The organism is Streptomyces lucensis JCM 4490, assembly GCF_014650035.1.
In the GTDB taxonomy this organism is placed as follows: domain Bacteria; phylum Actinomycetota; class Actinomycetes; order Streptomycetales; family Streptomycetaceae; genus Streptomyces; species Streptomyces lucensis.
In genome coordinates, this window is record NZ_BMUE01000001.1 from 302,002 (window position 1) to 315,162 (window position 13,161).

Annotated in this window: 15 protein-coding genes; 4 read left to right on the forward strand and 11 right to left on the reverse strand. The window is 71.0% G+C overall.

Annotation, left to right across the window (positions count from 1 at the left end):
• Positions 1 to 31: 31 nt before the first annotated feature.
• The gene (gene dprE2, locus IE177_RS01320) at positions 32 to 787 is read right to left on the reverse strand and encodes a decaprenylphospho-beta-D-erythro-pentofuranosid-2-ulose 2-reductase (RefSeq protein ID WP_190012807.1); all 756 of its coding nucleotides are present in this window, start codon (positions 785 to 787) and stop codon (positions 32 to 34) included.
• Between the two features lie 144 nt (positions 788 to 931).
• On the opposite strand from dprE2, the gene IE177_RS01325 reads away from it, so the two are divergent.
• Entirely contained in the window at positions 932 to 1,840 is a 909-nt protein-coding gene (locus IE177_RS01325) for a YihY/virulence factor BrkB family protein (RefSeq protein ID WP_190012808.1), read from the forward strand.
• On the opposite strand, the gene IE177_RS01330 is transcribed toward IE177_RS01325, so the two are convergent.
• A complete protein-coding gene (locus IE177_RS01330) occupies positions 1,788 to 3,023 on the reverse strand; it encodes a D-alanyl-D-alanine carboxypeptidase family protein (protein WP_229815842.1) in 1,236 nt (411 codons plus the stop codon). The genes IE177_RS01325 and IE177_RS01330 overlap by 53 nt on opposite strands.
• A gap of 172 nt (positions 3,024 to 3,195) precedes the next feature.
• Here IE177_RS01330 and IE177_RS01335 point away from each other — a divergent pair, with 172 nt between their 5' ends.
• From IE177_RS01335 to IE177_RS01345, 3 genes are all read left to right on the forward strand, one after another.
• Positions 3,196 to 3,435: an SCO4848 family membrane protein gene (locus IE177_RS01335; protein ID WP_190012810.1), complete on the forward strand. Its 240-nt coding sequence runs from the start codon at positions 3,196 to 3,198 to the stop codon at positions 3,433 to 3,435.
• A gap of 16 nt (positions 3,436 to 3,451) precedes the next feature.
• Entirely contained in the window at positions 3,452 to 4,819 is a 1,368-nt protein-coding gene (locus IE177_RS01340; protein WP_190012811.1) for a metallophosphoesterase, read from the forward strand.
• Between the two features lie 232 nt (positions 4,820 to 5,051).
• Positions 5,052 to 6,596, forward strand: coding sequence for an ABC transporter substrate-binding protein (locus IE177_RS01345; RefSeq protein WP_229815843.1), 1,545 nt, complete (start codon positions 5,052 to 5,054; stop codon positions 6,594 to 6,596).
• Positions 6,597 to 6,626: 30 nt separating this feature from the next.
• Here IE177_RS01345 and IE177_RS01350 read toward each other — a convergent pair whose 3' ends face one another.
• The 9 genes from IE177_RS01350 to IE177_RS01390 all read right to left on the reverse strand — a co-directional run bounded on the left by IE177_RS01350 (position 6,627) and on the right by IE177_RS01390 (position 13,122).
• On the reverse strand, positions 6,627 to 7,370 hold the full coding sequence (locus IE177_RS01350; RefSeq protein WP_190012813.1) for a TetR/AcrR family transcriptional regulator: 744 nt from the start codon (positions 7,368 to 7,370) through the stop codon (positions 6,627 to 6,629).
• An 11-nt stretch (positions 7,371 to 7,381) separates the two neighbouring features.
• Positions 7,382 to 7,912 (reverse strand): thiol-disulfide oxidoreductase DCC family protein, encoded by a 531-nt coding sequence (locus IE177_RS01355; RefSeq protein ID WP_229815844.1) that lies wholly within the window; start codon positions 7,910 to 7,912, stop codon positions 7,382 to 7,384.
• On the reverse strand, positions 7,909 to 8,316 hold the full coding sequence (locus IE177_RS01360) for a hypothetical protein (RefSeq protein ID WP_190012814.1): 408 nt from the start codon (positions 8,314 to 8,316) through the stop codon (positions 7,909 to 7,911). Before IE177_RS01360 ends, IE177_RS01355 begins: the two co-directional genes overlap by 4 nt.
• A 121-nt stretch (positions 8,317 to 8,437) precedes the next feature.
• Positions 8,438 to 8,848: a VOC family protein gene (locus IE177_RS01365; RefSeq protein WP_190012815.1), complete on the reverse strand. Its 411-nt coding sequence runs from the start codon at positions 8,846 to 8,848 to the stop codon at positions 8,438 to 8,440.
• A gap of 88 nt (positions 8,849 to 8,936) precedes the next feature.
• A complete protein-coding gene (locus IE177_RS01370) occupies positions 8,937 to 9,716 on the reverse strand; it encodes a succinate dehydrogenase iron-sulfur subunit (protein WP_190012816.1) in 780 nt (259 codons plus the stop codon).
• Positions 9,716 to 11,470: a succinate dehydrogenase flavoprotein subunit gene (gene sdhA / locus IE177_RS01375; protein WP_190012817.1), complete on the reverse strand. Its 1,755-nt coding sequence runs from the start codon at positions 11,468 to 11,470 to the stop codon at positions 9,716 to 9,718. Before sdhA ends, IE177_RS01370 begins: the two co-directional genes overlap by 1 nt.
• Positions 11,471 to 11,489: 19 nt before the next feature.
• Entirely contained in the window at positions 11,490 to 11,972 is a 483-nt protein-coding gene (locus tag IE177_RS01380) for a succinate dehydrogenase hydrophobic membrane anchor subunit (RefSeq protein WP_190012818.1), read from the reverse strand.
• Between the two features lie 5 nt (positions 11,973 to 11,977).
• Positions 11,978 to 12,358, reverse strand: coding sequence for a succinate dehydrogenase, cytochrome b556 subunit (gene sdhC / locus IE177_RS01385; protein WP_190012819.1), 381 nt, complete (start codon positions 12,356 to 12,358; stop codon positions 11,978 to 11,980).
• Between the two features lie 191 nt (positions 12,359 to 12,549).
• On the reverse strand, positions 12,550 to 13,122 hold the full coding sequence (locus IE177_RS01390; RefSeq protein ID WP_190012820.1) for a 2-oxo-4-hydroxy-4-carboxy-5-ureidoimidazoline decarboxylase: 573 nt from the start codon (positions 13,120 to 13,122) through the stop codon (positions 12,550 to 12,552).
• Between the last annotated feature and the right edge of the window lie 39 nt (positions 13,123 to 13,161).

A 13,161-nucleotide genomic window follows, 5' to 3' on the forward strand; every position in this document is an offset into this window, starting at 1 on the left:
TTCCCGCGAGCCGGCCTCCGGTGCGGCCGGATCAGACCGGCAGCCGGCGGTAGACCGCGCGTGGCACGTGCCGCAGCACCGACATCACCAGGCGCAGGACGCCGGGTACCCACACGATGCCGGAGCGGCGGCGCAGGCCCAGCTCGACCGCCGTGGCCACCGCCTCGGGAGTGGTGGCGAACGGGATCCGCTCCCGGCCGGCCGTTCCCCCCTTACGGACGAATCCGGGGCGCACGACCATCACGTGCGCGCCCGTGCCGTGCAGCGCGTCGCCGAGGCCCTGCGCGAAGGCGTCCAGGCCGGCCTTGCTGGAGCCGTAGATGAAGTCGTCGCGGCGGGCGCGCTCGCCGGCCACGGAGGACAGGACGACCAGGCAGCCGTGGCCCTGCGTCTGCAGGGCGCGGCCGGCGACCAGCCCGGCGGAGACGGCCCCGGTGTAGTTGGTCCCGGCGACCCGCACCGCGCGTACCGGGTCGCGCTCGTCGTGGGCCTGGTCGCCGAGCACGCCGAAGGCGAGGAGCACCAGGTCGATGTCGCCCTCGGCGAAGACCTTCCCGAGCGCCGCCTCGTGGGATGCGGGGTCGAGGGCGTCGAAGGCGGCCGTACGGACGTCCGCGCCGAGGGCGCGCAGGCTCTCGGCCGCCTGTTCCAGGGCTGGGGAAGGGCGGCCCGCCAGCCACACCGTGCGGGCGCGGCGGGCGATCAGACGGCGCGTGGTGGCCAGCGCGATCTCGGACGTGCCGCCGAGGACGAGCAGGGACTGGGGGAGGCCGGAAGCGTCCTTCATGCCCGAGACCGTATCGCCCGCATGTGCGTAGTGTCGTCACGGAACATTCCCTTGATCCTCAAAACGGGTGATTAATGGGATGTCCTCTGATATTGGCGGCATTCTGAGCGGTGTGGAGAAGGGACGCGGGGGCAGAGGCGGGTCATGGACTGGCTGAAGAGACTGCCGGGCATCGGGCCGCTCGTCACACGGCTGATGACCACGCACGCGTGGCGGAGTTACGAGCGGCTGGACCGCGTGAAGTGGACCCGGCTGGCCGCCGCCATGACGTTCGTCAGCTTCGTCGCGCTGTTCCCGCTGCTGACCGTGGCCGCCGCCATCACCGCCGCCACGCTGAACCCGGCCCGCCAGAAGACCGTCGAGCACAAGATCGGCGAACAGTTCCCGGGCCTCTCCCAGCAGTTGGACATCAGTTCCCTGGTGGACAACGCCGGCACCGTCGGCGTCATCGCGGGCGCCCTGCTGCTGTTCACCGGCATCGGGTGGGTCGGCCAGGTGCGCGACTGCCTGCGCGTGGTCTGGGAACTCCCCGACCACGACGAGAACATGGTGGTCACCAAGGCGAAGGACGCCGGCATCCTGCTCGGCTTCGGCGGCGCGCTGCTGGTCACCCTCGCCGCGTCCACGCTCGCCTCGGCGGCCGTCGGCGGGCTGGCGGACCGGCTCGGTCTGGACGAACACGGCTGGGGCAGCCTGCTGCTGCACGTCGCCGCGTTCGCCGTCGCCGTCCTGGCCGACTTCCTCGTCCTGCTCTACGTGCTGACGCTGCTGCCCGGCGTGGAACCGCCGCGCCGCCGCCTGCTGGTGGCCGCGCTGCTCGGCGCGGTCGGCTTCGAACTGCTCAAGCTGCTGCTCAGCGGCTACATCCAGGGCGTCGCCGCGAAGAGCATGTACGGCGCGTTCGGCGTCCCCGTCGCGCTGCTGCTGTGGATCAACTTCACCGCGAAACTGGTCCTGTTCTGCGCTTCCTGGACGGCGACGGGCAGCAAGGAGACCGAGCTCAGGGACGTGCCCGACGGCGCATCAGATCCGGTAGCGGCCACCGGCGGTTGATCAGGAACCCCCCACCCGCGAGCAGCGCCAGCACCCCGCCCGCGATGGCCAGGGCGGTGCCGACGCCGGAACCCGGCCCGGCTCCGGCGCTCACCGCCGGCCTGGCGCCGGACCTGCCCGTTCCCGCGGTCGCCTGCGCGGCGGAGGCACTGGGAGCCGGATCCGCGGGGCTCGGCGCGACGCTCTTCGGCGGCACCAGTTCGCCCACCGGGGTGACCTTGCCGGCGGCCTGGAAACCCCAGTCGAACAGCTTCGCGGTCTCCTTGTAGACCTCGTTGTGGTCGTGCTTCTCCGGGTTCATCACCGTGACGAGCAGCACCTTGCCGCCCCGCTCGGCGACCCCGGTGAACGTGGCCCCCGCATGGGTGGTGTTGCCGTTCTTCACGCCCGCGATGCCCTGGTACACGGGCACGTCGGTGTCGCCGCTCAGCAGCCGGTTGGTGTTCTGGATCACGGCGGACCCGAAGTGCGCCCGCACCGTCGAGCAGTACTCGCGGAAGTCCTTCTTCTGCAGCCCGGAGCGGGCGAACAGCGTCAGGTCGTACGCCGACGACACCTGCCGCGGCTCGTCGTAGCCGTCGGGGGAGACCACGGTGGTGTCCAGGGCCTGCAGTTCCTCGGCGTGGGCCTGCATGTCGGCGACCGTCCGGTCGACGCCGCCGTTCATCCGGGACAGCACGTGCACGGCGTCGTTGCCCGAGCGCAGGAAGACGCCCAGCCACAGGTCGCGAACGGTGTACGTGTGCCCCGCCCTTATCCCGACCACGCTGGAGCCGGCGCCCATGCCGGCCAGGTCCGCCGGCACCACCTCGTGCCGGGTGCCCTTGGGGAAGCGGGGCAGCACGGTGTCCGCGAACAGCATCTTCAGGGTGCTCGCCGGGGGCAGCCGCCAGTGCGCGTTGTGCGCGGCGAGGACCTCGCCGGACTCGGCGTCGGAGACGATCCACGAACGGGCGGTCAGGTCCTTGGGCAGCACCGGCACCCCCGGCGCGAGGTCGACCTGGGTGCCGGGCAGCGCGAGCCGGGCGCCCCCCACGGCCGACATCCGGGCCGGCGGTGCGGCCGTCGCGCTCGCCGTGGGGGCCGGCGCGGCGAGCGCGGCGGGCCCGGCGACGGACAGGGACAGCAGGGTGGCGGAGGTGACCAGCAGGGAACGCCTGACGGTCTGCTTGGGTGCGGGCACGACCGAGAACGTACCCCGGGCGCACCGCGGATTCCCGGCCCCCGTCCCACCCCCGGCACGGGACCGGGCACGGGACGGCGATACTGGGGACATGCTGTGCCCATCCGGGGGGCAACCCCCGGACCCCCGGCCGCCCGCGGGTGCCCGGCGTTGTGCGGAAAGGTCAGTCCCTGTGAAACTCAGCCGTCCCGTGTCCTGGTTCCTGCTCGCCTTCGGGGTGTGGAGCTGGGTCATCTGGGTCACTTTCGTCAAGAACCTGGTCAAGGACGGCAGCGGGCTCGCCTTCGACGACGGTCACCCGACCGCGTACTTCTGGGTGCACCTGCTGCTGGCGGTCGTCTCCTTCGTATTGGGGACGGTCATCGGGGTCATCGGGTTGCGCGGGCTGCGCGCGCTGCGCCGGACGTCATAACGGGGGACAGGTCGCGGTGGTCATCGTCTTCGCGCTCGTCGCCGTGGCCGTCCTGGCCGTCGTGGCGGCCCTGCACTGGTACGTCTGGCGGCGCCTGGTCCGCGACACCACGCGCGCCGGGGGCACCGCCCGCCGCGCCGGTACGGCGGTGTTCCTCGCCGGCCCGGCCCTGATGACCGCCGCCCTGGTGGCGGAACGCTCCGGCGCTCCCTTCTGGCTCCAGCGCACCCTGGCCTGGCCGGGCTTCCTGTGGATGCCCCTCGCCCTGTACCTGCTGCTGGCGGTGCTGGCGGGCGAGGCGGTGCGCCCCCTGCTGCACCGCGCGCTGAGGCGCCGGGACCGGGCGGGCGGGGACCGTGTCGGGGAGGACTCCGGGGAGGAGAGCCCCGCCCCGCCGCGCCGGAGTCCCGTGGGGCCGCCGCTCGGCCCGCCGGGCCGGGTGGCGGACGGCCGGCCGCCGGAGACCCGGGGGACGAAGCCCCCCGGCACACCCACCCTGGCGGCGGAAGGCCGTCCGACCGCACCCGCCGCACCCGCCGCGCCCGCCGGGAACCCCGCCCCCACCCGCCGCCTCGTCGTCTCCCGGATCGTCGCGGGCGCCGCGGCCACCGCCGCCGTGGCGGCCGTCGGCCACGGCACGTACGGCGTCCTGCGCGGCCCGCGCGTGAAGCGGGTCACCGTGCCGCTCACCAGACTCCCGCGCGCCGCGCACGGTTTCCGGATCGCGGTGGTCAGCGACATCCACCTCGGCCCGATCCTCGGCCGGGACTTCGCACAGCGGGTCGTCGACACGGTGAACGCCACCCAGCCCGATCTGATCGCGGTCGTCGGCGACCTGGTGGACGGCAGCGTCAAGGACCTCGGCCCGGCCGCCGCACCCCTCGCGCGGCTCTCCGCGCGGCACGGCGCCTACTTCGTCACCGGCAACCACGAGTACTTCTCCGGCGCCGAGCAGTGGGTCGCCCAGGTGCGCACCCTCGGCCTGCGTCCCCTGGAGAACGCGCGCACCGAACTGCCGTACTTCGACCTGGCCGGGGTGAACGACCTCCAGGGCGAGAGCGAGGGACGGGGGCCGGACTTCGACAAGGCCCTCGCCGGCCGGGACGCGGCACGCGCGTGCGTGCTGCTCGCCCACCAGCCGGTGCAGATCCACGAGGCCGTCCGGCACGGCGTCGACCTCCAGCTCTCCGGCCACACCCACGGCGGCCAGCTCTGGCCGGGCAGCATCGTCGCGGCCGCCGCCAACCCGACCGTCGCCGGCCTCGACCGCTACGGCGACACGCAGTTGTACGTCACCCGGGGCGCGGGCGCCTGGGGCCCGCCCACGCGCGTGGGGGCGCCGTCGGACGTCACGGTGATCGAGCTGGCCGCCACGCGCGCGTGAGAGCCGCCGCGCGTGTGACCGGAAATCGTCCGCACGGCTGTGAAAGAGCTGTGAAAGACGGGAAAACCAACGTCTGGGTAAGTTCTTGCTCATCTGGTCAGAAAGCCCTTCCCCCAGGCGAAACAGGTGTGATTAGGTGAGCGGCGCCGCTTAGGGGAGTGGCGAATTCGTGCTGGCCAGGGGTAGGGCCTGCAGAAGGCCTGGGGAGGGCACCACCATGCGATCTGTTCGCATGCGAATAATCGTGACGCTGATCGTGCTCGCCGTCGTGGGCATCGGCGGCTGGCAACTGCTTCCGTCGGAAGGGGGCCAGGACAAGGCCATCGCGGTGGGCACGACGGACGCCGTCACCGCGCTCGACCCGGCCGGCGCGTACGACGCCGGTTCCTGGGCCCTGTTCAGCAATGTCTTCCAGACGCTGCTGACGTTCGAGCCGGGTGGCGTCGAGCCGGTCCCGGACGCGGCGGAGAGCTGTTCGTTCCAGGGCGGCGGCCTCAAGACGTACCGGTGCAAGCTGCGCGACGGGATCACGTTCCCGAGCGGGCGCGCGATGACGGCCGGCGACGTGAAGTTCTCCTTCGACCGGGTCAAGAAGATCAACTCCACGGTCGGCCCGGCGTCCCTCTTCGAGACGCTCGGCTCGGTCACCGCCGACAGCGCCGACACCGTCACCTTCCACCTGTCGTCCCCGGACGCCACCTTCCCGCAGAAGGTCGCCACCGGCGCCGGCGCCATCGTGGACAGGGAGAGGTACCCGGCCACCAGCCTGCGCACCGGCTCCGCGGTCGACGGCACCGGACCGTACACGCTGACGGACTTCGTCAAGAACCGCAAGGCCGACCTGGAGCCCAACGAGCACTACAAGGGCTACCTCAGCGGCACCGGCCGCCCGATCGAGCTGCGGTACTACGCCGACTCGAAGAAGCTCGACGGCGCCTGGCAGGCCGGGCAGGTGGACGTCGCCACCCGCACCCTGCCGCCGGACATGCTCGCGGAGCTGAACCCGAGCGACCCCAAGCAGCGCGTCACCGAGTCCGACAGCGCCGAGACCCGCAACCTGTACCTCAACACCCGCGCTCGCTCACCGCTGCACGACGCACGGGTGCGCCGTGCGCTGGCCTGGCTGGTCGACCGCGATGAGCTGGCCCTGAAGGTCTACAAGGGCACGGTCGACCCGCTGTACTCGCTGATCCCGACCGGCATCACGGGCCACACCACGTCGTTCTTCGACAACTACCCGAAGCAGAGCACCGGGAAGGCGCGCGAGCTGCTCACCGAGGCGGGCGTGACGGCTCCCGTGCGGTTCACCTTCGGCTACGGCATCGGGCGGGGCTCGGGGAAGGAGGAGGCCGCCGTGCTGAAGAAGCAGCTGGAGGCGAGCGGCCTGTTCAAGGTGGACGTCAAGGGCTACGAGTGGACCGACTTCCAGAAGCGCTGGGCCGCCGGGAAGATGGACGCCTGGGCGGTCGGCTGGGTGGCCGACTACCCGGACCCGGACACCTTCGGCGCCCCGCTCGTCGGCACCGGCTCCACGATGAGCACCGGGTACAGCAGCAAGCTGGTCGACCATCTCATCCAGGACAGCCAGCAGTTCGCCGACCGCAGCCGCGTCGCGAACGACTTCCGCGACATCCAGGCCGACGTCGCCCACGACGTGCCGCTGATCCCGCTGTGGCAGCGCAAGGAGTACGTGGTCTCCACCGAGGACGTGGGCGGCGGCCAGTACCTGTCGGACGGCACGGGCGTGTTCCGCCTGTGGCGGCTGGAGTGGATCTGACTGACCGCCGGGGCCGGGCGCCGGAGGCCGTCAGGGCGTCCGGCCGCCGCGTCCCGGATCCGGCAGGACCTTCGTCATGCCCGGCAGGAAGTCCGTGAACAGCTCGTGGACCTCCAGGACCAGTGGGCGCAGGACGCGGAAGCGGGCCAGGGAGACGCCGCGCGCGGTGAGCCGGGCTCCGCGCCGGGCCAGCCGGTAGCTGCGCTCCCGGCCCTCCGTGCGGTCGAAGATCCAGTACAGGACCAGGCCCATCTGCGACAGCCACATCAACTCCGGCAGGATGTCCCGCAGTTCGGGCGCCACCTTGGATCTGGAGCCGGCCAGCACCTCCCGGTGGACGCTGATGGCCAGCTCGCGAGCGTGCTCGCTCTCCGGTGAGAAGGGGCTGAGCGGGCTGTCGGGATCGGCCGCGTTCTTGAAGAACTGCACGGCGAACTCGTGGTACGGCCTGGCGACGTCCAGCCACGCGGTCAGCACGCCCGCGAGCCGCGCCTCCAGGTCGCTCTCGCGGTCCAGGACCTCCCGGACCGCCGCCCGGTGCTCGGCGGCGATCCGGTCGTAGAAGCCCTGGATCAGGTGTTCCTTGCCCTCGAAGTAGTAGTAGGCGTTGCCCACGGAGACCCCGGCCTCCTTGGCGATGGCCCGCATGGTCGTCTTGTCGTACCCACGCTCCTGGAACAACCGCATCGCGGTCTCCAGGATCAGCGCGCGGGTCTGCTCGGACTTGCTGCTCTGGGGGCCGGCCGCCTCGGGGCCGTCGTTCTTCGCGGGCACGGTAGAAGAGCCTAACGACTGTCGCAGGCGCCGTCGGAGCAGGACGGCGGCCCGAACGTCCAGCCGCTCCACGGGTGGTACGACCATCCGTCGGCGCGCCGGTACGACCCGCCGCCCCACTGCCCGTTCCCCCGCTGCCCCTGCCACTGCGCGCCCCGCCACTTCGCCGCGGCCAGCACCGCGCCCCGGGCCAGCTTCGCGCCGGCGGGGGTGCACAGCCGGTGGGCGAGCGGGCGGTGCTCGCGCAGCGCCCACAGGACGACGATCCAGGCGCGGGAGCCCCGGTAGACCTGCCCGGAGTCGCCGACGGCGGTGACCTCGTCGAGGGTGGCGGCGTGGTCGAGTCCCGGGAAGCGGGCGCGCGCCTCGGCCGAGCCCGCCGGGACCAGGGTCAGCGGCACCAGCTGCGGCTGCCGTGCCAGCCAGCCGCGCAGGTGGGTGCACAGGGCGCACTCGGCGTCGTACAGGACGGTCAGCCCGCGGACCGGGGCGCTCGCGGCGACCCGGCCCTGGGCGGTGGACACGATGGCCACGGCGGTCACGCGCCGGCCGTCGGGGCGACCCACTCCTGCGGGGTGACCGGGGGCAGCTGCTCCCGCTCCATCACTCCGCGCCGGCGGATCTTGTTGAGCACGTACACGTTGCCCAGGTGCATCACGCCGAGCACCAGCAGGACCACACCCAGCTTGGTCGACAGGGCCTCGAAGATGCCGCGGGTGTTCTCGATCGTCTCGTCGTCGCTCAGGTAGAGCGCCACGAAGCCGAGGTTGACGAGGTAGAAGCCGACCACCAGGAGGTGGTTGACGGCATCCGCGAGCTTCTCGTTGCCGTGCAGGACGTCGGCGAGGAAGATCCGGCCGTTGTGGCTGAGCGTGCGGGCCACCCAGACGGTCAGAGCGATGCTCACGACCAGGTAGATGACGTAGGCGATGACGGTGCGGTCCATGCCCCACCCCTTCTTGAACGCGTTCAAAACGCTGACAGGGATGACTGTAGACCTCTTTTTGAACGTGTTCAACTCAAGGGTGGACGCATCCCGGGAGCGGGCGCACGGCCTGGGCGGAGCCTCAGTTCCTGCGGCCCAGCTCCGGGCGCTTGGTGTAGTCCGTGAGGCCGAGGACGTTCCCCCACGGGTCGGCGATCTCCACGGCCCAGCCGGTGGCCCCCTGGACCACCTCGTCGATCGGCTCGATCCCGGCGGCGGCCAGCTCCCGCGCCGCCACCCGCGCGTCCGGCACCTCCAGCCAGACGCGGGGCGAGGGCCAGGGCGGCGTCCGGTGCCCCAGCGCCTCCTCGGTGCGCAGCAGGATGCCGGGCGTCTCCCCGCCGACCTTCAGCAGCGCGATACCGGCCTCGTCGAAGCGGAACCCAACGGTGAACCCGGCCCGCTCGTAGAAGCCGACCGCCTCGGCGAGGTCGCCGACGGGGAGCAGCACATTGTCGAAGCCGAGCAGTTCGTACGACTCTTCGTCTGACATGTCGTCAGATTAGGAGCTGGTCTCCCCGGAAGCGAGGAGCCCCACCGGAACGGATTCCGGTGGGGCTCCTTCGTGCGTTCGCCGGGGATCAGTAGCGGCGCGTGATCAGCGCTCGCTTGACCTCCTGGATCGCCTTCGTGACCTCGATACCGCGCGGGCAGGCGTCCGTGCAGTTGAAGGTCGTGCGGCAGCGCCACACGCCGTCGCGGTCGTTGAGGATCTCCAGACGCTGCTCGCCCGCCTCGTCACGGCTGTCGAAGATGAAGCGGTGGGCGTTCACGATCGCGGCCGGACCGAAGTACTGGCCGTCGTTCCAGAACACCGGGCAGGAGGACGTGCACGCCGCGCAGAGGATGCACTTCGTCGTGTCGTCGAAGCGCTCGCGGTCCTCGGCGGACTGCAGACGCTCGCGCGTCGGCTCGTTCGTCTCCTTGGTGACCAGGAACGGCATGACGTCCCGGTACGCCTGGAAGAACGGCTCCATGTCCACGACCAGGTCCTTCAGGACCGTGAGGCCCTTGATGGGCTCGACCGTGATCGGCTTCTCGGGGTTGATGTCCTTGATCAGCGTCTTGCACGCCAGGCGGTTCTTGCCGTTGATCCGCATGGCGTCGGAGCCGCAGATGCCGTGGGCGCAGGAACGGCGGAAGGTCAGGGTGCCGTCGATGTCCCACTTGATCTTGTGCAGACCGTCGAGGACGCGCTCCTTGGGGTCGATCTCCAGCTGGAAGTCTTCCCAGGCCGCCTCGGCCGAGACCTCCGGGTTGAAGCGGCGGATCCGGAAGGTGACGGTGATGTAGGGGGAGTCGGCGAAACCGGGCTCGGGCCGGCCGGCCGCGTCCGCCTTGTCCAGAACAGGGGTAGCCATCAGTACTTACGCTCCATCGGCTGGTAGCGGGTCTGGACGACCGGCTTGTAGTCGAGACGGACGGTTTCCGAGCCGTCGGCGCCGACCTCGCGGTACGCCATGGTGTGGCGCATGAAGTTGACGTCGTCGCGGTTCGGGTAGTCCTCGCGGTAGTGACCGCCGCGGGACTCCTTGCGGGCGAGGGCCGAGACCGCCATGACCTCGGCCAGGTCGAGCAGGTTGCCCAGCTCGATCGCCTCCAGGAGGTCCGTGTTGAAGCGCTTGCCCTTGTCCTGGATCGCCACGTTCCTGTAGCGCTCCCGAAGCTCGGCGATCTTCTCGACCGCCGTCTTGATCGTCTGCTCGGTGCGGAACACCATGACGTTCGCGTCCATGGTCTCCTGCAGCTCGCGGCGGAGCGTGGCCACCCGCTCGTTGCCGGTGGAGGTGCGCAGCCGCTCGATCTGCTCGACGACGAACGCCTCCGGGTTCTCCGGCAGCTCCACGAAGTCCGCCTTGTGGGCGTACTCGGCGGCGGCGATGCCCGCGCGGCGGCCGAAGACGTTGATGTCCAGCAGCGAGTTGGTGCCCAGGCGGTTGGCGCCGTGCACGGAGACGCAGGCGACCTCGCCGGCCGCGTACAGGCCCGGGACGACGGTGGTGTTGTCCGACAGGACCTCACCCTCGACGTTCGTCGGGATGCCGCCCATCGCGTAGTGCGCGGTCGGCTGGATCGGGATCGGGTCCGTGTACGGCTCGATACCCAGGTAGGTGCGCGCGAACTCGGTGATGTCCGGCAGCTTGGCGTCCAGCTGCTCCGGCGGCAGGTGGGTGAGGTCCAGGTAGACGTGGTCGCCCTCGGGACCGCAGCCGCGGCCCTCGCGGATCTCCGTGTAGATGGAGCGCGAGACGACGTCACGGGACGCCAGGTCCTTCATGACCGGCGCGTACTTCTCCATGAAGCGCTCGCCGTCCTTGTTGCGCAGGATGCCGCCCTCACCGCGGGCGCCCTCCGTCAGCAGGATGCCCATGCGCCAGATGCCGGTCGGGTGGAACTGGAAGAACTCCATGTCCTCCAGCGGGAGCCCGCGCCGGTAGACCGCCGCCTGGCCGTCACCGGTCAGCGTGTGGGCGTTCGACGTCACCTTGAAGAACTTGCCGGTGCCGCCGGAGGCGTAGATCACGGCCTTCGCCTGGAAGATGTGGATCTCACCGGTCGCCAGCTCGTACGCCACGACACCGGCCGACTTCTTGACGCCGTCGACCTCGGTGACCAGCTGGTCCAGGACGTAGAACTCGTTGAAGAACTCCACGCCCTCCTTGACGCAGTTCTGGTACAGCGTCTGGAGGATCATGTGGCCGGTGCGGTCGGCCGCGTAGCAGGAGCGGCGGACCGGGGCCTCACCGTGGTTGCGGGAGTGGCCGCCGAAGCGGCGCTGGTCGATGGTGCCGTTCGGGGTCCGGTTGAACGGCAGACCCATCTTCTCCAGGTCGAGGACGGCGTCGATGGCCTCCTTCGCCAGGATCTCGGCGGCGTCCTGGTCGACCAGGTAGTCACCGCCCTTGACCGTGTCGAAGGTGTGCCACTCCCAGTTGTCCTCCTCCACGTTGGCCAGCGCGGCGGCCATGCCGCCCTGCGCGGCGCCCGTGTGGGAGCGGGTGGGGTAGAGCTTGGTCAGGACCGCGGTGCGGCTGCGCTTCGTCGCCTCGATCGCGGCGCGCATGCCCGCGCCGCCGGCGCCGACGATGACGGTGTCGTACTTGTGGATCTTCATGATTCTCGCAGCCCCGTGCCTAGCGGATGTTCGGGTCGAAGGTGAAGATCACCAGCGTGCCGAGCAGGATGGTGAACACCGTGGCCGTGTAGAGCAGGGCCTTCAGCCACAGGCGGCTGTTCGGGCGCTCGGCGTAGTCGTTGATGACCGTGCGCAGACCGTTGGCGCCGTGCAGCATCGCGAGCCACAGCATCAGCAGGTCCCAGACCTGCCAGAACGGGGACGCCCAGCGGCCGGCCACGAAGGCGAAGCCGATCTTGGAGACGCCGCCGTCGAGCACCAGCTGGATCAGCAGGTGGCCGATGACGAGGACGACCAGCACGATGCCGGACAGGCGCATGAACAGCCAGGCGGCCAGCTCGAAGTTGCCCCGGGTGGACTTCGGGGACTTCTTGGTGCGCTTGCGCGGCGCCTCGATCAGCGGGGCGGGGTTGTCGACGCCGTAGACGGGGGCGCCCTCGACGGGGCCCACGCCGGACGCGGCGGTTTCAGTCGTGGACATCGGCGTCAGCTCCCGAACAGGACACGAGCGGCGTGACCGAGCACGGGGTAGACCGCGCCGGCCATCAGGACGACCCAGACACCCATCACGGCCCAGAACATCTGCTTCTGGTAGCGCGGGCCCTGCGACCAGAAGTCGACGGCGATGACGCGCAGGCCGTTGAGCGCGTGGAAGAGGATGGCGGCGACGAGGCCGTACTCCAGCAGCGCGACGATCGGCGTCTTGTACGTGGCTACGACCTTGTCGTAGTCCTCGGGGGAGACACGCACGAGAGCGGTGTCCAGCACGTGAACGAACAGGAAGAAGAAGATGAGGACGCCGGTGACTCGGTGAGCCACCCAGGACCACATTCCTTCCCGGCCGCGGTACAGCGTTCCAGCCGGCACGGAAGAACCCTCCGGGAGCGGGGACTAGGGCCGCGCCGGCTTCACTGTCGGTCGGGCCCGGCCGGGTACGGTCCACCGGCCCTCAGCATCGTATCGAGCCGCCCCGGCGAGGTTTACGGGGGGCCTACCTTGTGTGATCAAATTGGCACCGGACGGGCTAGCCGGAGCGGCTGCCGGGGCGGTTCGTCCGGTTACGCCCGGCGTACGGGCGCATCGCGACCGGCCGCGCCCCGTGGGGAAGCCGCCGGTTTCGGGGGCCTCGCGCCGCTCAGGAACGCGGTCAGCCGCCCTTTCGCGAGGCGCCGCAGTTCGTCCGCCGCCGTCACCCGCTCCTCCTCGGGATCGTTCGCCAGCCGGGACCGGATTCCCTCGAGGATGCGGTCGATCGCCTCGTCCGGGTGGACGTCGCCCAGATAGATGACGAACGCGTGCCCGAAGCGGGCCTCGTACGCGGCGTGTGCCGCGCTCAGCGCCGTGTGGGCCGCGAAGTACGTCCCGTAGGGCAGCTCGGGGAACGACTCGCCCGCGAGGGCCTCCGAGAGGTCGGCCGGGGGCAGGTCGTACGCCGCCTCGTCCGCGGCGGCCAGCAGGGCGTCCAGGTCGGGGTAGGGGCGGTGGTCGGCCATCCGGCGGGCCCAGCGCCGGCTGCGCATGCAGGTCAGCAGCAGGGCGCGGGCCTCGTCGCCGGCGGCGGCGTTGAAGGCGTCGAGGGGCCTGGGCAGGCAGGGGAGACGGTGGGCGGGCAGCGTGGGTCCTCGCGTCACAGGTGGTGTGGCAGGGGATGCCGTGAAGGATGTGTCGCC